This is a genomic window from Butyricimonas sp. BSD2780061689_150309_C8 (assembly GCF_015560935.1).
Classification (GTDB): domain Bacteria; phylum Bacteroidota; class Bacteroidia; order Bacteroidales; family Marinifilaceae; genus Butyricimonas; species Butyricimonas paravirosa.
In genome coordinates, this window is record NZ_JADMSV010000001.1 from 88726 (window position 1) to 110550 (window position 21825).

The window sequence follows — 21825 nt, forward strand, 5'->3', positions numbered from 1 at the left end:
TGAATACAAAGTGGCTTTTCCTGTGATCATATAGAGAGGCTTAGTGTTTTTTCACTTCAACCTTACGGGCTTTTTCCGTGTAAATATCTTTTTGATCCACGGATATATCTTTACCCTCTCCGAACGTACTCATCCGATCAGCGGGGATTCCCTTGCTCATGAGGTAAGTCTTCAAGGCCTCTGCCCGTTTCAAGGATAACGGCAAGTTGACACGATCTGTCCCTGTGTGATCCGTGTAACCACGAATATCAACCTTCACCCCCGGGAACTCTTTCAATGCCTCCACGATGCGAGAGAGTTCATTGGCGTAACGAACCGTGTCGATGATCGCTGAGTTACGTTTGAAATGGACCGTTGGTAACACCGGGAATGTTTTCTCCGCAGTCTCCACCTTCACAACGTTCTCTACCGTTTTCTCCTCTTGTTTGACAACTGGCTTTTGCTCTTCCTTCACCACCGGGCAAGTCGTCTCTTTCACGGGAAGTATTACCGGGGCCACGGAACGAGCGGTGGCGTACATCAGGTTCTCTTTCTTCTTGTTGTTACCAATTTTCCAGACTACTCCAACCGAGAGGTTTGCCAGCCAATTGTACTTGCTCGTGCAACAAGTTGCTACACCGTCAAAGTTATTATTCGCGATCCAAGCCACCCCGGATTTCAATTGCAAATCAATGTGCTTGCTCGCGCGATAGCGCAAGGCGATATCTCCTCCCAATCCTAAGTTCACGTCATTATCCAGCGTGGAAGAAGTGTCAAAACGCTTGTCATCTCCCTTCCTGTATAACTTGGGCGAGAACTTTTGCAAGTAAATCGCCGGACTTAACAACACGGTCCAACGGCGTAGTTCTTTCTTCCCGAAAAAATTGTTTACATTAAAATCACCGTGGAGGCCTAACGTGAAATACTTGATCTTGGTGTAAATATCGTTATAATAAGCGAAACCAGTCGCTGGGTCCGTGCCATAATAAGATTCCCCGTTCGGGTAAATCTTAAACGCTTTCTCCCATTTCTTGGCACTTCCCTTTCCTTGACCCATGTCGGCCGTCAAGGACAAACCGAAAGTCGGGGTAAACTGGTACCCCAGTTGCAAACCTCCTTGCACCCCGATATAAGTTTTATCCGCCGAAAAAGAGATCATGTCTCCCCGGAAAGCTGAAATTCCCCCGTTAACCCCCAAACTCCAACGGGAAAAATCATTGTATACTTGTTTCTTTTGTGCCTGCACTGATAAAGAGAAAAGCAACATTAGAAGACAAAAAGGCAATAATAATTTTTTCATACCTAATTTATATAGTATTCAGATTTTGATGACTTGAAGAAGGGGTGTCTTGTACAGACACCCCCTTTCTCCTGGTTGCAATCAATAATGAAAACAAAGTTCCATTATTTTCTTATAATCTATCTTAACTATTTCACCGCTACAGTTACAATAGTTTCAAGTTTTCTCCACGGACAATCCATAGAAACTTTCACCTTCAAGTTTACAGCTCCTACTTCACCAGTAGCATGGAATGTGATAATACCTGTCGTTTCATCGATAGAACACTTACCACCTCTTTGTTCCATTTGTGCTGCAAATGCTTTTGAATTCTCATCAGCCCATTCAAATTTCGGAGCCGAAATTTGGTATACTTTATCTGCTGCACGTTTCGTAGTACCATCTGCATCTACAATGATTTCTTCGAATGCTTCTTTCTCATAAAGAACAACATCTTTTTTATCTTTTACAACGATGCTCTTCATAATATTCAAAGTTTGATCTATTGTAGTATTATTTTTATCCAATTCACCACCCTTGGCAACCAATGATTTCAACGGAGAAACGAAACGTACTGTAAATTTAGTTTCAGTGTTTGCTTTCAAACCGTCTGTCATGCTAATCGTTCCGCCAGTAGCTACATTATTGACCATCTTGTCCAGATCCAAGTTAAACCAAGTAACCGGTTGAACGTCAATATCTCTATAATCAGCATCTGCAGGTAACTTCGTTACAGAAATTTCACCCTTCCAATCCTCTTTGGTCGTAGCGTTTATATCTACAATATTTGCATCCTTTTCTGCCGGATTTACAAAAGTATACTGAATATTTGCTCTAGCACTAACTTTATTTTCAATATTCCATGCTGCATCCCAAGGATTCTCGTCATATGGCAAATTGTAAATAAATGCATCTGCAATCTTACCTCCCATGTCAAATACATAGTCGTTCGTCTTGTCAAATACACCGTTTACAAGCATATGTCCACCTTCCCAGAAGTTACCACCCTGATCTGCATCCGTACGCTTCATCAAATAAGGTCCTACTGGGTATTTAACGTTAACCGTGTAAATCACGTATACAGGAGGATAAACATTGTCGTCAGTAGATTTGAATACACCTTTCACTTGATATTGACCGGCTTTCTTATAGTTCGGAACATAAACTGCCAACCATTCATTCTTCTCTGTTTCCGTTTTTCCTGTCATCTTCAACTGGATTTCGCTATCAAACGGAACTTCTGTAATTTGTTCGAATGTAGTATAAATCGTATGGAATTTATCTGCACCTAAAATGCCTAAATGAGTAGCAACGTGTCCATACAATTTATCCAATTGCAAATATTGAGCAGTACCTACATTATTCAACAGATAATCTAATGCTTGAGTGTAAGCCGGGATCTCTTTTTCTGCTTCTTTCTCTGCAATTAACACTTTAGCATACACCGTTTTTACATCTTTACCATGATTAACTTCTACATCACTTACCAATGTAATCTTAATAATTGGTGTTCTACCAATGGAAGAACCTTTCTCATCACTAGCCTCTTTAATTGTCAAAGTACCATCTTCTGCTAAATTTACATAGCTACAATGATCCTCTTTATTACCATCGTTATCTTCAAATAAGAATTCAACTTTTTCAAACTTGTAAGAATGTTCGTCAAATCCATTGGTAGTAAACTCGAATTTACCTTCTTTATTAGTCAAGCCTGTTCTTTTAAAGAATGCAGCGATTTCGTCAGCTAATTTCAACTCGCCTTTACCATCCTTATAAACTAACGTGAAATGAGCGTCAGCAGCCTTAGCCTCATCCCCTGTTTTAGCTAGTACATCTTTATATTCAGTTTCTCCTTCTTCAACAAATTTCTTCTCAATTGTCACATCATTCTGAGAGATGTTGTAATCAAATCCCATTACATAATCAGAAATCAATTCTTCTCCTTGATTTTGAACTTTCAATGCGACAATATTGAATGATGGATCAATCATTCCTTCTTGCATATCCCATCCCCAAATGTATGAATCCTCATCGGTTACGTCTTCCAACTCATTATAAGAGTACAAACCACTCATGGCTTTACCTCTTAAAGTCAAATATTCCCCGTCAACATTCACGTCTGAAACAAGAATTCCGTTGTTAGCAGAACGAGCTAAAATCTGTTGTTTTACAAACTCCGGATTCTCTACAGTAGCTCCTTTCGGGTTGATCTGATATTTCAAATCAGCTTTACCGGCATAAAGACGTACGTAAGCGCCATCTTTATCAACACCATAGATCGTCGGGAACAACAATCCGTTCTCTGCAACATCTACCAAATAATTCGGAATAGTCAACAAACCACTTAAAGCAGCGTTTTTCCAGATCTTAACCGGAGTCTCAGGAAGATTACCTTTTTCGTCTACCACGTAGAATTCTACAAATTTTTCGTGATCAACAGCGTAAGAGGCACCCGTTTGTGTATTAACTTTTGCCCCTTCTTGTTTTGTTCCATTTACATAGATATAGCCATCTTCACCGATCGTGATTACCACATCTGCAGCAGCTTCATTAACAACTTTTCCCTTGTCAACATTGTCGATGATCAGATGTCCATTCTCATCAACACTTACAACTGTTCCAACGCCATCAGCTCCATCATTTCCTTTTTCACCATCTTTCCCATTTACAATGTCATAGCTTGTGTTGTCGTTGAATGTAATTTTGAAACCTCCTGTTATGGGAGTAACACTCGTGATTGCCTTTCCATCGTTAACAAGTTTCTTCAATTCCTCAAAGTTCTTGTTCAAAGTGTTCACCTGTTCTTGCAAACCATCTATATCGTCGTCGTAATCCTTACAACCAACGAATGTAGGACCTGCAAGACCACAAAGCAATACACCCAAAAGTGCAGTTTTTGCAAAATTCCGTTTTTTGTTCATACTTAAAATAAATTATATTGGTAATTAAAAAAATATCAAGTCACCCAAAAGCGCAACTTTATCACTAAAATTCTATTCTACAATTTTTGAAACAAACGTTATTTTCTTGTTAATCATACACCTCCTCTTTTAAGGATTACAACAACGCATTAATTGTTCGTTTAATAAATTGCATAACAACCTTGTAATCAATATATTATAAAAATAGATTATCAAATATATTTCATGTATTATGCGACGATATATGTTTGATTATAACAGTATTATCTATTAAATAAAATTATCTGGATTTATAATATGAATATCATGTCTAAAATCGGCTTAGATAAAACCTCTAAAAATCAGTTATTTGTAGAAATGGGAAAATTTAGTTCCCAATACAAAAAAATGATTCATTATCCCAATTAATCTCCTAAAATAATATAGTATATAGTTATCTTGAAATAAAAGGTGAGAATATGATTCTTAAATAGATCGTAAAAATGCAACAATTACTATCAATATTTATATCGAAATGCGTATCTACAATCTGTAAAACAGATCATTTGTGTCGTTTTGCGCACATAATAAACAATATATATACAAAATATGAAATTTTTTTTGATCAATTCTTTCTTGTTTCATAAAAAGTCGTACATTTGCAATCAATATATGAACGATTATTGATATTTTATCAATAAAAAATATAACAGTTAATTTTAACACTAAAACCTTTCGTTTTGTCAACGTTTTCTCGTTTCCTTTTGATCAATTTCAATATAAAAGCCACCTTAATATAGGTGACTTTATCATGCCAAAACAGCATTACGCTTAGATAAAAAAGCTGGTAGCCTCTTTTTAATAATGGTAGGGAAAATATTTACATGAGTTTACATCAATGTTTCTTCACTTCAACCTTACGAGCCTTCTCCGTGTAAATATCCTTTTGATCCACCGACATATCCTTACCCTCTCCAAACGTGCTCATCCGGTCGGCTGAAACCCCTTTACCAACCAGGTAAGATTTCAAGGCTTCTGCACGTTTCAAGGATAACGGTAGATTGACTCGATCCGTTCCCGTGTGGTCCGTGTAACCACGAATATCAACCTTCACCCCCGGGAATTCCTTCAATGCTTCCACGATACGGGAAAGTTCACCGGCGAAACGAACCGTGTCGATAACCGCCAAGTTACGTTGAAAGTGAATTGTCGGTAATACCGGGAAAGTCTTTGCAGAGGTCTCCACCTTCACAACGTTCTCTACCGGCTTTTTCTCCTCCTTCACAACGGGTTTCCGCTCTTCCTTCACCACCGGGCGTGTCTCCTCTTTTACCGGGAGCGTTACCGGGGGCTCGGAACGAGCGGGGGCATACATCAAGTTCTCCTTCTTCTTGTTGTTACCCATCTTCCAGACCACCCCGACCGACAAGTTCGCCAACCAGTTGTATTTACTGGAACAACAAGTGGCAACACCGTCAAAATTGTTGTTAGCGATCCAGGTAACACCGGATTTCAATTGTAAATCGATATGCTTGCTCGCGCGATAGCGTAAGGCGATGTCACCTCCTACCCCTAAGTTCAGGTCGTTATCCAGCGTGGAAGAGGGGTCAAAACGCTTGTCATCCTCTTTCTTGTATAACTTGGGCGAGAACTTTTGCAGGTAAACCGCCGGGCTTATTAACACGGTCCAACGGCGTAGTTCTTTCTTCCCGAAAAAATTGTTCACGTTAAAATCACCGTGTAACCCGATAGTGAAATACTTCACCTTGGAATAAACGTCATTATAATAAGCGAAACCCTCTTCCGGCAGCGTCCCGTAGTAAGACTCCCCCGTCGGGTAAATCTTGAACTCTTTCTCCCATTTCTTGGCACTCCCTTTCCCCTGTCCCATATCGGCTGTCAAGGACAAACCGAAAGTCGGGGTTAACTGGTAACCCAGTTGTAAACCACCTTGTCTACCCAGGTAAGTTTTATCAGCGGAGAAAGAAACCATGTCCCCACGGAAAATGGATATGCCCCCGTTCAATCCCAAGCTCCAACGGGAAAAATCATTGTACACTTGTTTCTTTTGCACTTGTGCCCACAAAAAAGAAGTCAGCACTAAAAAGCAAAAAGATAATAGCAATTTTTTCATACTTAAATGTGTCGTATTCAATTTCTGATCGTTTGAAGAAGGGGTGTCTGAATCAGACACCCCTCTCTTCTTGTTTGAAATCATTTTAATGATTTCCTTCTGGTTGCAAAGATTTATATACTCTCTGTATCCTAATCCTATTTCTAGTTTTTATGGAATTTTACCGGAATTTCCAATGTCACAACTGAGTGTCCACGTTCAGTTTCTTTATTTGCATGATTGCATACCAGACCCCAAACATGTTTTACACAAACTTCAACTTTGATTACAAATTCGTTAGCAATATCCTCACCATCATTGATCCAAGTTACATATTCGCCTTCGGCATCCGTTTCAAATTTGATTTTCTTGGAGTTCTCTGTATCAAGCGCAGTTCCATCGCTGAAGAATCCACCGATTACCTTGTATTCGAACACACTGTTTACATCGTATACCTGTTTCCAGTAGTTACACCATCCATCGGTTCCACGTTTGAACAAATCAATAGTTCCTTGATCTGTCAGATCTGTATCGTATACAATATGGTTGTATCTAAAGCCTTCTTGTGCTGCATTCTCGTCAGACAAATAATCTGCAAGTCTGAAACAATCTTTCAAATAAGCTTTGTTCTCAGCAAGAGGATATTTGTCATACAACGGATCGATAGTTTTCTTGACGAATCTGATCGGGGTAATGAATGCAACTTCAAATTCTTTAATTACAACTTGAGAACGTCCATATTCAGGAGCCTTAGCAGTTCCCGTATAATCGTGCATATCATGAGCTTGAGAACCTACCTTGTCTGTGGTTTTACATTCTGGTAAATTGTCAGAAGCTTGATCTTTGTTATACTTCTTCTCGCCATTGTTGCAAGTTCCATACAATCCGTCATAGCATTCGTTGAAACTTACTACGGCACGAATCTTCACTCTCTTACTGTCTTCACCAATAGCATTGATCCATTGACGTCCGGCATCTGATTTTTCCAATTCAATCTTCCAAACACCATTTTCTTGATACAATTTAAGACCATCGGTTGTTCCAGCCCAATCGGAAGAACTATTATACTTGTCAACCAATTCGAATGATAATGTAGGTTTTGCAATTGTTGCCAAATCATATGCAGTTTCACCCGTTCTCGGTTTCAGCATTTGATCCATCGTGTATTTCTCCAAGTCAAACATATTGTTCAAAACGGCCACCATATCATATTCGTCATCCGTTGTTTCAACTTTTCCGTCAGCACCCGGAGCGATCCGTCCGTGAGCATAGATCAAACCACCTTCACCATTAGTTCCCGGATTTTGCCAATTCAACTTGGTAATTTCAGGAGCAACAGCGTTCGGATAAGTTACAAATACAGTGTATTCAACATTTACATCCGGATAAACTTCTCCACTATTCGGGATGTCAACATACTTAGCCTTAACAACATACTCCACATGTTCCGTGCTGAATGCAGTAGGTTTAACAATCAAATCCAATTGATTCAAGATCGTTCCGTCTTCTGCTTTTCTTTCTTCCAAATCAACATCTTTCTTACGAGCATCTGCATCTAAAGCAGCAGTATGTTGTTTTTGCAAATCAATCGTAATAGTCGGATCGAATTGATAATGTTTGTGGAATTCTTCTCTACCTCTAGAACCTGCTTGTTGTACACGAAGGTCATTGTAAATGTGGTCCATATCAAGTTCAACAGCTTGATCTTTATGTTGTAGCATTACTCTGATCGTGTCTTTGATTACAATCTTTTCAGTTACACTCTCTTTACCCTTGATCTCTAACTTGATCAAACGAGAAGCAACAACATTTTCTTCTGCTTCTGCACTAGCACCATCTTCAACCGGAGCAACCAATTTCACACGCACGATCGGAGTTCTTCCAATAGCAGCAGAGTGATCACCTTGTTCAAATCCTGGATATTGATCCGGAGATTTCACGTAAGCTTTAGTTACTAATTGTCTTTCATCCGTTCCGTCTTTTTCCATCGTAGAAACCAATTCCAAATATCTTTCTGTTTGGTCAACACCTAAATTATTGAAAGAAACGGTTTCGAATTTCAACTGATAGTCATCAAATCCATTCGTCATAAACGGATATTCCGTTCCATTGTCAATAAAGAATGTACGGAAAAGTTCTGTCAAGTTTAATCCTTTACCTCCATTATCTTTCCGGTTGTCATATGCAATCTCGAAAGTCGTGATTGGAGCTAGACTCTTGTAATATTCATCTGCATCCTCTTGTTTTGCAGGAGCTGCCTTTTTATCTTGATAAGAGTTTACGGACCGGAATTTATCTGCATACAAGTTTTCCTTGTTTGCATCCAGTGCATAATGCTCAACATCCGTATTCACGATACGTACATCTTTTTGTGCAATATGCCAATGTTTAGCCGGTGCTATTTCTGAATAAACGGTATCTTTCCCGTTCAAAACAGCCAATGTCAGAAGATCACGTTTATTACCTTGGTGATTATTACCTACCATCTCGGCAAATCTCCATGATTTTGCACGGAAATGCAACATTCCGACTTCTTTATCTTGACTATAACTCTTAGCACCTTCCAGAACACCATTTGCCATATCATAGAATCTCTGACCCTTGTTAAAGATCATGTTTGCCCCGTCTTTCATGCTACGAGAAATTACGGTAGCCTCGCCATGTTTCCACAATCCTAACACTTTAAAAGCGTCAAAAGAAACAGAACGAGGATTGAACTGATACTTCAACTCAGCCTTACCAGCATAAAGAATAGAACTAGGCTCTGCCGGAATTGTTCCTACCGTGTATTCTGGAGCTGCAGCAGTTCCATTTACATAATTACCCACACCATCAGTCTCGTCCTGAATAATTGTCGGGAAGAAAATCATGGGAGCCTCTCCTGCAGAAAGAGTTAAAGGCATGAATAAAATATCCGTTACAATATTCGTTGTTTTTGGAAGTGTTACTTTCTCGTAGTCTCCAACGGTAATACTTCCGTCTTCATTCACTGTTCCTTTCGGCATATAAAGTTCTACATAGCCTTGTTGTTCTACATAGAAAATCCCACCGATAGCAATTTTCGGCTCGATAATTTTGCCGTTCAAATAAAGATACCCGTCCTGTACCGTGAGCTTCACGTCAGTTACAGTACCGGCACCTCCATCTTCCCCTCTCACATTTCCTAAATCAATAGGATCTTGCCCCTCATAAGTCGCATACAAGTGTCCGTCTTCTTTGATTTCAAATGAAGGAACCTTACCATCATTTCCGTCATTTCCATCAACACCGTCCTTACCATTCACGATCTCAACAACACTACCATCACCCAAAGTAACTTTCAATCCATTAGCGATTTTCTCAACACCCTGTACGAATTGTCCCTCCTTAATTTTCCCCAAAAGTTCATCAATGGATGTTTTGTTTGCAGTTATCTGTTCCTGCAAATCCTTAATATCGTCGTCGTAATCCTTACAACCGATGAAAGTAGGACTTGCAAGACCACAAAGTAGAGCACTTAAAAGTGCCATTTTTGCAAAATTCCGTTTTTTGTTCATACTTAAAAAGAATTATATTGGTAATTAAAAAATATCAAGTCACCCCAAAGCGCAACTTTTCTTTGTTAAATGTCTGTCTAACTTAATTGTGTACATGTGTAAATATTTGTCTAAAAACACGCCTCCATTTTTTAACAATTCAAACAATCAATAATCGTTCGTTTAAATTTCAACACAGCACTCTGACAAACAACAATTTACAATAAATACATATTACAAATACAATCTTTTTCACTTATGCAAATATCTGATTTTCAAAGAATACAAAAACTCGCTTTTAAAGAAAATCAAGTAAAACATCTTAGCACATCAATTATCATGAAAAAAGGTGACCAAACTAATCTGGTCACCTTTCACTTATAACTCGAAAGTCTATATAATTACCATATAATCATCACCCGCATTTAGAAGAACCACAAACCTTACAGATTAAACACCCCTCTTGATAAATAACGGATTTAGAACCACAATTCTCACAAACAGAACCAGTAGCTTCCGTACCATCCGGAATAAATTTCCGCAACGCTCTTTCCACACCATTCTTCCACGTGTTGATGTTCTCATTATCGAACTCCATAGCAGCAACCAAATCCACGATTTGATTGATCGGCATTCCATAACGCAAGACCCCGGAAATCAATTTAGCATAGTTCCAATACTCCTTATTGAACTTATATGACAACCCCTCGACCGTCGTCTTGAAACCTCTCTTGTTCGAGAACTGGAAGTCGTAACGGCTATTTCCATCTTCATCCGTGTTCTTCACAATCTTACCATCGGTCACGGCCTTCGGTAACATAATTCCCTCTTCATCATCGGCGATACCGGTAAAGATCTCGTAAGGACGTCCGTCATACAAACCGATAAAGGCAATCCACTTCTCCTTATTATTCTGGAAACGCACGATTTCTGCATCCAATTCTTTCGGGCGCTTGGCAGGCATTGCCCCATCCGTCTTCTTATCTTTATTGGAAACCAAAACTCCGGAACGAGAACCGTCACGATAAACCGTACATCCTTTACATCCACTCTTCCAAGCCTCGATATAGAGCTGCCCAACCAATTCCTCTGAAACATCTGCAGGCAGATTCACGGTAACACTGATGGAGTGATCCACCCACTTTTGCACACGTCCCTGCATACGCACTTTAGCAACCCAGTCAATATCATTAGAAGTCGCCTTGTAATAAGGAGACTTAGCCACCATTTCATCAATTTCCTCATTCGTGTAGCGTTTATGGACATCATACCCGTTTTTCTCCATCCAAACGGCAAATTTATGATGGAACACTATAAACTCCTCGTAGGCATCACCCATCTCATCCGTGAAATCAACATGCACATTCTTGTCGTTCGGGTTCACCTTTCTTCTTCTCTTGTAAACCGGCAAGAATACAGGCTCAATACCGGAAGTAGTCTGGGTCATCAAACTGGTTGTTCCCGTCGGAGCAATCGTCAGACAAGCAATATTACGACGACCACATTTCACCATTTCCTCGTACATCTCCGGGGCTACCTCTCTTAAACGAGAAATAAACGGATTATTTTTTTCTCTTTCAGCGTCAAAAATTTTAAACGCACCACGCTCCTTAGCCAATTCGACAGAAGAACTATAAGCGGCAACAGCCAGTTGTTTATGAATATCTACGGAAAAATCTATCGCCTCATCACTACCATAACGCAACCCGAGAGCAGCTAACATATCACCTTCAGCCGTGATCCCGACCCCGGTACGACGCCCTTCTCTGGCTTTTGTTTTAATTTTCTCCCACAAACGAATTTCAACACCCTTCACCTCGTTATCTTCCGGATCTGATGCAATTTTCTCAAGAATGGCATCTATTTTCTCCAATTCCAAATCAATAATATCATCCATCAAACGTTGAGCAATAGCGACATGTTTCCGGAACAACTCGTAATCAAAATAAGCGTCTTTCTCGAAAGGATTTACCACATAAGAATACAAGTTAATTGCCAGCAAACGACATGAATCATACGGGCACAACGGAATCTCTCCACAAGGATTCGTGGAAACTGTTCTGTACCCCAGATCTGCATAGCAATCCGGCACGCTCTCCCGAATAATCGTGTCCCAGAACAAGATACCCGGTTCAGCAGATTTCCATGCGTTATAAACAATCTTATTCCACAACTTTACCGCACTAATCTGTTTCACGTTTTTAGGTTCGTCAGAATATACCGGATATTTTTGAATATAATCACGTTCTTCGATAACCGCATTCATGAACTCATCATCAATTTTCACCGAAATATTAGCTCCGGTTACTTTCCCCTCGGTCATTTTCGCATCAATGAAACTTTCTGAATCCGGGTGATTGATGGAAACACTCAACATCAACGCCCCCCGACGACCATCTTGCGCCACCTCCCGGGTAGAATTCGAATAACGCTCCATGAAAGGAACAATTCCAGTAGAAGTCAAAGCAGAGTTTTTCACTGGAGACCCTTTCGGACGAATATGGGACAAGTCATGTCCTACTCCACCTCTTCGTTTCATCAATTGCACTTGCTCTTGATCAATCTTCATTACCCCGCCATAGGAATCAGAAGGACCATCATGTCCTATCACGAAACAGTTAGAAAGGGATGCAATTTGATAATCGTTGCCGATTCCCGTCATCGGCCCTCCTTGCGGAACGATATATTTGAAATCACGCAACACCTCGAAAATTTGTTCTTCCGTCATCGGGTTCGTGTAATTTCTCTCAATCCGAGCAATCTCTGAAGCTAAACGATGATGCATATCATCTGGATTCAACTCAAAAATATTCCCATAAGAATCTTTTAATGCGTATTTGCTTACCCAAACACGGGCAGCTAACTCATCCCCCTTGAAATAATTCAAGGAACTGCTATAAGCCTCCTCCTGCGTGTAGACTTTCTTTTCTTTCACAGTTTCTTTTTGCTTTTCCACTTTCTTCGTAGTTTGTTCCATTAGCGTATTATATAAATAGTATTTTTTGTGACCAATTCAACAAGGACAAAACTAAAGAAAAAAAACTTCTTGGAAAAATATTTTTACTAACAAAACACGAAAGTTTTCCAAAATGAATACACATTTACCTGATAATAACATATTTATCATTTCAAATAAAGCCAAAAAATTTTCCAAATATAAAATTGGCACAAACTAGAAATATTCCACAGAAATATTTTGCTTTAATAAAAATTGAACTTTACATGATAAGTACTCTACTCCAAAACACCCAATAAGACACACCAATAGCGATTATTTTTTACCTATTTATACGTTTAAGTATTTAAAAAGGTTTAATAAAGCTCCTTGATTTCTTCAGAAATATTTACATGTATTTTTTTCTCGTTATGAGAAATATCCAGAACATATTCATCGGATACGGGAAGAAGAATTTCTTTAGAAAATATTTTTATCGTGAGAACCACGTTACCTGAATAATTATCCACCTGCTCCACGACACCCGTCTCTCCCGTCAACTCGTCCAGCACGGAATAGCCAATCAAGTCTGAAAGCTCAAAAGGCAATTCATTCTCTTCTTCCAACAGGTATTTATCCATTAGCAGGTCACATCCTACCAAACGATCTGCCTGTTCTTTCGAGTCAACAAAATCAAATTTGACAATATAAGAAGAATGGTTTCTTTCTGTTAAACCATCTTCGGCAATATAAAAGGGAACCGGTGCCCCTTCTAAAAGAATAAACACCGGTTCATCCATGTATTGTTCAAGAAGATCATTATCCGTATAAACAATAAGGGCGCCCTGTAAGTTATGAGTCTTACCGATCTCTCCTATCTTTACGCAATCTTCTCTCTTGACCATAAAATTACTCTGCTGCTGGAGTTTCTGCCGGAGTTTCCGGAGCCTCTGCTGCGGCTACTTCAGTTGCGGCAGCCTCTACTTCTGCTCTGGCAGCTGCCTCTGCTTCAGCTTTTGCAGCGGCAATTTCTGCTTGTTTTTTAGCCACGATCTCAGCTTTAGCCTCTTTTACTTTAGCCTCAGCTTCCAGACGAGCCTTATAAGCACTCTCTGATTCGTTAGCCAAACGAGCAATTTTAGCCTGAATTTTAGCAATCTTCTCTTTTTTCCAAGCTTCAAATTTCGTGTCAGCAGCAGCCATATCAAATGCACCTTTCTTCACACCTTCCAACAAGTGCTTTTTCATAAGTACTCCTTCGTAAGAAAGAATTCTTTTAGCCGTGTCAGTCGGTTGAGCTCCAGTCATCAACCAATATAACGCTCTGTCGAAATTTAAATCAATTGTAGCCGGGTTGGTCATCGGGTTGTAAGAACCAATTCTTTCAATGTAACGACCATCACGCGGTGCTCTACTATCTGCTACCACTACATGGTAGAACGGACGTCCTTTACGACCGTGTCTTGCTAATCTAATTTTAGTTGCCATTCTTTTTAATTTTAACTCATTAATTACTTACCTATTCTCGATAGGCGGGTGCAAAGATAGTCAATTAATTGAAAGTTGAAAATTCTTTTAGGGCAAAACATTTTGAAAAACACGTTCTATTTCTTTCAGGTACTTCGGATTAACAACAATCTCCTTATATCTGCTTTTCAATATCAACACGGCTTCCTCCGGTAATTCATTATAATACTGCATCACGAAATTATTCCCTACATCATCCCGGATCTGTTCGTGCAACCCCAATTTATTCAACTCGTCAATATAAGCATTCACGAATTGTTCCGGTTCCGACATCAAACCAGCCAACTTCTCTCCCAGCAAATTATTCCAATAGGAAACCTCGTAAACCTTGTATCGGTATACTTTCTGATAGACACCAATATCATTTTTCGGTAACATTTCATCAAATATATTGAAATGGTCAGGCTCCTCACTTTGATCTTCTCTATTTAATAAAGAATGATACATGGGGTAATAAAAGTAAGAAGCAGCCAAAGGAACTTTTACTTGTATTCTGAACAAACGTTCGAATTCCGGGTCACAAGGTGTTTTTTTCACAAAATTGGTAATAATAGCATCATTATGCCGCACGATAGAATCCATCATTTGTTTAAAGTCTACCGGAGGTAACACAAACATTTCCTGCGTCGATGGGAACCACTGCTTTTCGTAATAATCCACCATCATCCTCGTTTCCGGATTATTCCCTTCCACCAATTCAACAGATTTATAATCCCCATTTTGAACTTTTTCCACATCCATCTTCACCTGAACCTTCTCACCCGGCTGCAAATAAAGCGGAAATGCGGCCTTACCATTTGCCAAGCGCACATATCCTGCTTCCTTTAACGGTAAATTAATCTCAAAATTTCCCACACTATCTAAAGCCACAGTAATGGTTGTGTCTTGCCCACAAATCTCAAAATAAACTTTCTTTCCTTTACAATTCTGTAAATTTCCCCTTACCGGAGTCCTATCATTAGAATTGCATGCCAACAGGCATGCAATCCATAAAAACATCATTAATCTCATCGACTATTTTACTTTTGTAAAATGATAACGCAATTGAATATATCGCATCGCAATTTCCCCCTCTCCAGCAACAGCCTTCATTCCCTCGTAAATCGTCTGGTAGAAATCAGTCGGCTCATAATCATACAAAGTAATTTCTAGGGTATTATCATCAATCATACGGAACCCTATTTCTATTTCTTTTTCCTTAACAGTTCCCGCTGAAAAAGTAACATTTGCTTTACTTAAATGATAAACAGACATGGTCACTACCGTGGGACGAATACCACCCTCTTCTATCAAGCGTTCTTTTTCATCACGCACATACGTTACCTCACAATCCCTAAAATAATTCTTCAAATCACCAGTCAAAATCGTTTTCATCTCGTCAACTTCTCCTGCAATAAATTCCAATGTATCCTTATTCGTATTATTCACAGGCATATTCACGAAATCAGACTCTGGAGCCTGCTGCCATTCCAGATAGCTGCTTTTCCAATAATTCAACAACAATTCTTCTTCAAATACCCACTTTCCGATCATTCTTCCCATCGGTTTTCCATCAACCTTCACGATCGCTTCATCAAAATTACCCGGAATAAAACGTTCACTCAAATCTTTCGTTTCCAAAATAATCCTATCCTTTCCTTCCTCCTCATTCAATAACTTTATTTTTATTGATCCTTTTGAAGAACCGACCGGAATAACAAATTCTTTCACACCACCTTCAATCTCAAAATTCACGCCTTCTTTTGCAGTAGAAGCATCCCCGATTGTAAAAGGAATATGAACTTCTTCTTTCTGTCCATAAGTACCCGCAACCGCCTTTACTTCCACTTCAACCGTTACCTCGTTTGCAAGAGCGTAATACTCCTGCACGAACGAATAAATCAATTGTTCTTTGGACTCTACCGTAACCGTGGTAACACCATTTTTCCCGATTTTATAATTAGTCCCAGACAGGATTGATAATTTCACATCCCGATCGGCCGTAAAATTATCTTTTGGGGTCATCTCTATGAAAGCAGAAGATTCACCTGCCGGGATAACAAATTCCTCCGCCGAGAGTGTGTAATCCTCATCTTTCACAGCACTACCAGTAATCCCGAATTTTACAACCGTATTCTCGGCAACCGCTGAATTCGCAGTCACTTCTATTTTTACCGGTTCATTCGCTGGCAAAAAATAAGCCGTTTTCGCAAATGAAACATCCAGCATATCATCATCATCATTATCGCTACAAGATGTCCATATTCCTGTTAATAAGAATAAAGAAAACAGTAAAATTAAATTTCTCATAATCTTTCGTTTATAGGTTTAACAATTTATTCTACATTATTTATCGCATTATTATATTCTTCTCTCTTAGCCTTAATAAATTCACGCTCCTCTGCCGTCAATGGCTTCGCCTGAGGTATCACGTATTGCCGAGCTATACTATCAGTCCGGGGCGGTTCCTCGTCAACATCCCCACAAGCATTACAAATCAAAAGCATCCCGAAAAAAAACAATATCATCGTTTTCATATCAAATCATATTTTAAAGTTCATACCCTTCATTCTGAATCAACCCAGGAGTTAAATCCACATCCACCCTTGACAACGGGGCTGTGTACATGTATTTTAGAGTCACATACTTCAAACCGTCTTTCGTAACCCAAAATTCAGGACATCCATTCCTCTTCAATTCAAACAACCGATCACCTTCCAGAAACAATTCTTTTTGGCGCTCTTTCAATATAGCTGCCAATAAAGGAGTCAAAGGTTTCCCGTACACGTCCTCTCTGATTTCTCCTACCGATGTGTCAGAAGGTAAAGTTGTCAATGAATAAGGCACATAATTACTGATTCGTTTGGCTCGGAGGGCATTCAGATGTGCTAAAGCCTTATCATTATCCGGAATATGAGCGTAAGCTTCTGCCAACATCAGAGCAATCTCAGCACTTCTCACTTGCGCCGTCAACTGCTTCTTAACCACACGTTTCTTATCAAAAAATAATTCATACCGGATATCATGTTCTTTCTCCACAAACAAATCTATAAATTGCTTACTCACGGGACGATATTTAACCAAAAGTTGAAACGTAGATTCTGCACTTTCATCCCCGTAAACAAGCGAGCGGATCAACACATTTCCTTTTCGGGTAAATTTACTTTGTATCATATCCTTATAAGCCTCACCCTCCAACAAAGGATATTTCTTCAACAATTCCTCTCCCAAGGTCGTAACCTCTCCCCAATTCTGCGTCCAAAAATAAAGTTTCATCAGGTAAACCTTGGCCACGTCAACCGTCAATCGATATATATCGTCCGTCAGGTTATACCCTATACCATTCTTCAGATCCTCTTCAATAAACTCAGCCGTGGCTTTTATACTAGAACGTATAGGCCTAGCCTCCATATCAAAGACCTTAACAAGCGGTAAGCCCAATTGTGAATTCTCATTTTCTTTATCGTAAGGTTCACAGAATAAACGCAACAAGTTATAATAGCATATGCCTCTCATCGTATAAGCCGTTGCCAACACTTTCTTTCCTTTCGCAGACTCCTTCTGCGTCATATTTTCGATCACGAGATTACAGTCCCGGATTTTCTCATAAAGTTGACTGTAATTAGATTGGAATCCATTCAACTTTTCCCCCAGATACAGGTTTAAACTATTCCCTTGCGGCAAAATTGTCAAACTTGCATCCAAATTATCCGTCACACAATCATAATCCAGGATTGTCGATTGATTTCCTATAATAACAGCATCATTACCATAGTCTATATTATTTAACGTCCTATGAAGTAAAGCTTCAAACTCTTCCGGAGTTTCCGGGATCGTCTCCCCATAAGGTTTTAAATCCAGATATTCTTTACACGAGCAACACAAGACAAACAGCCCTATTATCACCCATAGCCTACGATTACGTATCATAACTAAAAATATTTAATCCATATTTATTTTAAAAACCAATATTCAAACCAAATGAAACAGAACGTGTTACAGGATAAGTAGCACCCGGTGTTTCCGGATCAATTCCCGAATAGTTTGTAATCGTGATGAAGTTATTCATTGATAAATAGAAACTCATTGATGACAAGGAGATCTTTTTCAGTATATTTTCCGGCAAACTATAGGTAAATGTAATATCCCGAACTCTCAAAAAAGAAACATTCTCTAGTAAAGCCCCATTAGTGATATCAGTACTCGACGGGTTGGTCCTGTCAAGATACAAACGCTCGCCGTAACGATCCAGTATCCGTGGGTATTTCGTTCCAACTGTTTGATCTGCACGCCAACGATTAACGACATCTTTACGCACGTTTAAATGACTTACGTACAAATCGTTATATCTCATCGGGATAGATTCACGCCCTCCTTCTACCGAGGGTTTGTTTTCAACCGAAATACTGGAATAACTGGCAGGAGTGTTTAAATCATTCAACAACTTGGCACCTAGCGTAAAAGCACCTCCTATGTTAAGCGCAAATTGTTTATATGAAAAATTCAAATTAAACCCTCCCGTCGTGGGAGCTGTTGATGTTCCCAAATAAAACCGATAATTTGTTGCGTCTGCGTAATCCGTCTCCTTGTTAATCACGGCATCCGATCGCAATTTAAACTTATACAACCCCGTCGTCGGATCGATACCTGAAGTCTTTCCTCCGAAAACCGCCCCTAAAGGATATCCCACGTACAAGTTCCCGTAAATATGTCCGGTAGGGGATTCATATTTTGTCAACTTATTCTGATTCCACGCTATATTTGCCGACATATTCCAACGAAATCCCTTATACTCTAAAATAGTAGCCCGAATCGTACCCTCGATACCTTTATTTTCAAGCTCGGAAGTATTATAACTCTGACTAGAAAATCCGGTCATCACCGGAACATTCACCGATGTCACGCAATTTATACTTTTACGATAATATCCCTCCACGACTCCGGAAATCCGGTCACGAAACAATCCGAAATCCAAAGCCACTTTCATGTCCCGTGTTTTCTCCCATTTCAACTTGGGATTAGGAGCATTTTTGATCCATCCCATCCGGTACATATCATTATCGGCCTTTCTGTAATCACTCTCGTAACTCATGATCAAGTTCGGTTTCACCGTCTTGTTTATATTACCCGTATATCCCATAGCTAGACTTAGCTTTAACCGACTCAACACGTGATTTATCCTTTGCATGAACCCCTCGTCCCCAATATGCCACGCCGCCCCCAAAGACCACGTCGGGTTAAATTGCTCGTCACTACCGAAATTATTTGACCCGTCAGTCCGGAACGACAGACTCACCATATACTTATCCCGTAAAGTATAATCTACAGCCGAATAAAATGATGCAAAACGATTCTCCGTACGACTCTGTCCAGAAAGCCCATCTACGATTCTACCGAATGAAATCAACTGGTTATAACTAATATTATCTCCTGTTTTCGGGGGCAAAGGAATAGATGAATTACCCGTTACATCGTCATAGCCATAACGTTTTTCATAAATACTCTTGGCATTGTCACCCCGGATTTCTGCTCCTGCAATAATCCCGATGCGATGTTGGTCATTAAAAAGATCATCATACCCTAATTGGAACCGAGCCATATAACTACTATTATTTGCGGAAGTCTGGGTAATAGACCCATATGTCCGAGTACTCGGATAACTATCAAAAGACAACCGATCCAAGAAAGCGGCATAAGACTCTTTACCATTTATATTATCCGTCTTGTTATTTGTAAAAGAGTAAGAGGCAATCCCGGATACTCTGAATTTACTCAAAAGACGATAGTCCACACTAAAACGCAAATCTACTGTTGTATTATAAGCATCACTCGACGTTTCCTCCATCTCCCGCAATATATTCACTCCCCCTTCCGGCAGCATTTCCGTGAATCCGCCATTTACCCGATTCAATGTAAAATACGTGTAATCGCCTCTATACGACCCGTCTTCATTATACGGGCGCTCGTAAGGATTAGCATAATAAGCATATTCCAACGGGTTCACATTCATCGAAGGAGCATCAGATTTCTGACTGGCCAAATCCACCCCAAACTGAAGGTTCAACCGTTCTACTGGTCTCAAATTTATCTTAGAACTCACGTTATAACGATTATACGCGTTATTCTTCATCGTACCCTTCTCGTTGGAATATCCGAATGACAGGTAATACGTGAACTCCTCCTTTCCTCCCGACAAAGAAAGATGATGACTCATTGAAAATGAATTCCGGAACAAAATATCAACCCAATCTGTTGTCTGTGATGCCAAATCCTCGATATACGCATCCTGCTCCGCGACACTCATCCCCTTAAACTCGTCTTTACCGGAACGAATCATCCCCACAATCCCCACGACAGGGTAATATGTCCCGCTATTAAAACCTTTCGCAGAGAATTCATCCCACAACTCTTGCTCCCAAGCTAATTTCTCCCTTGAATTCATCAAATTCATATCCCGTTGCGGCTTCAAAACGATCGAAACATTAGCGGAATAATTCACTTTCATCTTACCCGCTTTCCCTTGTTTTGTAGTCACTACAATAACCCCACCTGCCGCTCTCGATCCGTAAATTGCCGCCGCAGACGCATCTTTCAACACCGTCACACTCTCAATATCATTGGGATTTATTCCCCCAAGCCCCGTCGTGAAAATATTATCAAAATCACCCGATTTTATCTGCCCGGCTGAAATATCGGGGATATCTTTTTGCAAAGGCACACCATCCACAACCCACAAAGGCTCGGCGTTCCCTGTCAATGTATTTGTTCCCCGGATTCGAATCTTAGAAGAAGCTCCCGGTCGACCGGAAGTCGCCAACACACTAACTCCTGCGATCTGCCCCTGCAACAAATTATCAACTGACGAAACGGGACGATTCTCGAAAACTTCTTTTTTTATAATCCCAACAGACCCCGTAGAACGCCGTTTCGTTGTTTGTGTGTACCCTGTCACAACAACCTCATCCAACTCGTCTGCTTTAGGTTTCAATACAACATCCAATGGCATTGTTTTTCCTTTCAGATTCACCTCCAACGTTTCCATCCCCACAAATGAAATCAATAATAAATCATTTCCTTCAGGAACATTCAAACTAAAATTACCATCAATATCCGTCGAAACCCCTATAGATGTTCCTTTTATAAGTACTGTCACACCCGGTAATGATTCGTTACGGTCATCTCTCACCTTCCCCTTAATTTCTCTGAATCTTTTCTCATTACTAACTTGCGGAGCCTTCTCCAACAAAATAATCCGATCTTGGATTCGATAACGTAACCCTGTTCCCTTCAGCACCTCTTTCATCACGCTATCCAAAGAAACTTCCTTGACATCAACTGTTATTCCTCCAAGATCCTTCACGAATTTCTCGTTGTATACAAAATTATACCCGGATTGCTTTTTGATCTCTTCAAGCACTTTAACCAGTTTCTCGTTTGTCACCTTCAAGGTTATCTTTTCCGGTGAATGTCCTGCCCAAAGTGTACCCGCTGCGAATAACAGTAGCATCAAAAATGCACAACACTTGTTGAATTTCCTGAAAAAAAACTTTTCTACCATCATTTTTACCTATATTTGTGTGTTATGTCTATATAACATT

Annotated in this window: 12 protein-coding genes; all 12 read right to left on the reverse strand. The window is 39.8% G+C overall.

The annotated features are described in order from the left end of the window. Positions 1-40: 40 nt before the first annotated feature. Positions 41-1279, reverse strand: a complete 1239-nt coding sequence (locus I2I33_RS00295; protein ID WP_087421333.1) for an OmpA family protein — start codon at positions 1277-1279, stop codon at positions 41-43. A gap of 128 nt (positions 1280-1407) precedes the next feature. Then, on the reverse strand, positions 1408-4179 hold the full coding sequence (locus tag I2I33_RS00300) for a PL29 family lyase N-terminal domain-containing protein (protein ID WP_087421332.1): 2772 nt from the start codon (positions 4177-4179) through the stop codon (positions 1408-1410). A gap of 874 nt (positions 4180-5053) precedes the next feature. Beyond that, positions 5054-6292 (reverse strand): OmpA family protein, encoded by a 1239-nt coding sequence (locus I2I33_RS00305; RefSeq protein WP_195666707.1) that lies wholly within the window; start codon positions 6290-6292, stop codon positions 5054-5056. Between the two features lie 143 nt (positions 6293-6435). After that, a complete protein-coding gene (locus tag I2I33_RS00310) occupies positions 6436-9780 on the reverse strand; it encodes a PL29 family lyase N-terminal domain-containing protein (protein ID WP_140402507.1) in 3345 nt (1114 codons plus the stop codon). 421 nt (positions 9781-10201) lie between these two features. Further along, positions 10202-12763, reverse strand: a complete 2562-nt coding sequence (locus tag I2I33_RS00315; protein WP_087418984.1) for an adenosylcobalamin-dependent ribonucleoside-diphosphate reductase — start codon at positions 12761-12763, stop codon at positions 10202-10204. 335 nt (positions 12764-13098) lie between these two features. Beyond that, on the reverse strand, positions 13099-13626 hold the full coding sequence (gene rimM, locus I2I33_RS00320; RefSeq protein WP_087418985.1) for a ribosome maturation factor RimM: 528 nt from the start codon (positions 13624-13626) through the stop codon (positions 13099-13101). A 4-nt stretch (positions 13627-13630) separates the two neighbouring features. Further along, positions 13631-14209 (reverse strand): 30S ribosomal protein S16, encoded by a 579-nt coding sequence (locus I2I33_RS00325; protein WP_087418986.1) that lies wholly within the window; start codon positions 14207-14209, stop codon positions 13631-13633. A gap of 87 nt (positions 14210-14296) precedes the next feature. Beyond that, a complete protein-coding gene (locus I2I33_RS00330) occupies positions 14297-15250 on the reverse strand; it encodes a hypothetical protein (protein WP_087418987.1) in 954 nt (317 codons plus the stop codon). A 12-nt stretch (positions 15251-15262) separates the two neighbouring features. Continuing rightward, complete coding sequence (locus tag I2I33_RS00335) at positions 15263-16537, reverse strand: Calx-beta domain-containing protein (RefSeq protein WP_087418988.1); 1275 nt, start codon at positions 16535-16537, stop codon at positions 15263-15265. A gap of 26 nt (positions 16538-16563) precedes the next feature. After that, positions 16564-16764: a hypothetical protein gene (locus tag I2I33_RS00340; protein WP_087418989.1), complete on the reverse strand. Its 201-nt coding sequence runs from the start codon at positions 16762-16764 to the stop codon at positions 16564-16566. A gap of 13 nt (positions 16765-16777) precedes the next feature. Beyond that, on the reverse strand, positions 16778-18157 hold the full coding sequence (locus I2I33_RS00345; RefSeq protein WP_087418990.1) for a RagB/SusD family nutrient uptake outer membrane protein: 1380 nt from the start codon (positions 18155-18157) through the stop codon (positions 16778-16780). 28 nt (positions 18158-18185) lie between these two features. After that, positions 18186-21788: a SusC/RagA family TonB-linked outer membrane protein gene (locus tag I2I33_RS00350; RefSeq protein ID WP_229128134.1), complete on the reverse strand. Its 3603-nt coding sequence runs from the start codon at positions 21786-21788 to the stop codon at positions 18186-18188. Positions 21789-21825 lie beyond the last annotated feature (37 nt).

Coding starts and splice junctions, on each gene's coding strand:
- I2I33_RS00295 (WP_087421333.1), bottom strand. CDS start 1,279: ATGAAAAAATTATTATTGCCTTTTTGTCTTCTAATGTTGCTTTTCTCT.
- I2I33_RS00300 (WP_087421332.1), bottom strand. CDS start 4,179: ATGAACAAAAAACGGAATTTTGCAAAAACTGCACTTTTGGGTGTATTG.
- I2I33_RS00305 (WP_195666707.1), bottom strand. CDS start 6,292: ATGAAAAAATTGCTATTATCTTTTTGCTTTTTAGTGCTGACTTCTTTT.
- I2I33_RS00310 (WP_140402507.1), bottom strand. CDS start 9,780: ATGGCACTTTTAAGTGCTCTACTTTGTGGTCTTGCAAGTCCTACTTTC.
- I2I33_RS00315 (WP_087418984.1), bottom strand. CDS start 12,763: ATGGAACAAACTACGAAGAAAGTGGAAAAGCAAAAAGAAACTGTGAAA.
- rimM (WP_087418985.1), bottom strand. CDS start 13,626: ATGGTCAAGAGAGAAGATTGCGTAAAGATAGGAGAGATCGGTAAGACT.
- I2I33_RS00325 (WP_087418986.1), bottom strand. CDS start 14,209: ATGGCAACTAAAATTAGATTAGCAAGACACGGTCGTAAAGGACGTCCG.
- I2I33_RS00330 (WP_087418987.1), bottom strand. CDS start 15,250: ATGATGTTTTTATGGATTGCATGCCTGTTGGCATGCAATTCTAATGAT.
- I2I33_RS00335 (WP_087418988.1), bottom strand. CDS start 16,537: ATGAGAAATTTAATTTTACTGTTTTCTTTATTCTTATTAACAGGAATA.
- I2I33_RS00340 (WP_087418989.1), bottom strand. CDS start 16,764: ATGAAAACGATGATATTGTTTTTTTTCGGGATGCTTTTGATTTGTAAT.
- I2I33_RS00345 (WP_087418990.1), bottom strand. CDS start 18,157: ATGATACGTAATCGTAGGCTATGGGTGATAATAGGGCTGTTTGTCTTG.
- I2I33_RS00350 (WP_229128134.1), bottom strand. CDS start 21,788: ATGATGGTAGAAAAGTTTTTTTTCAGGAAATTCAACAAGTGTTGTGCA.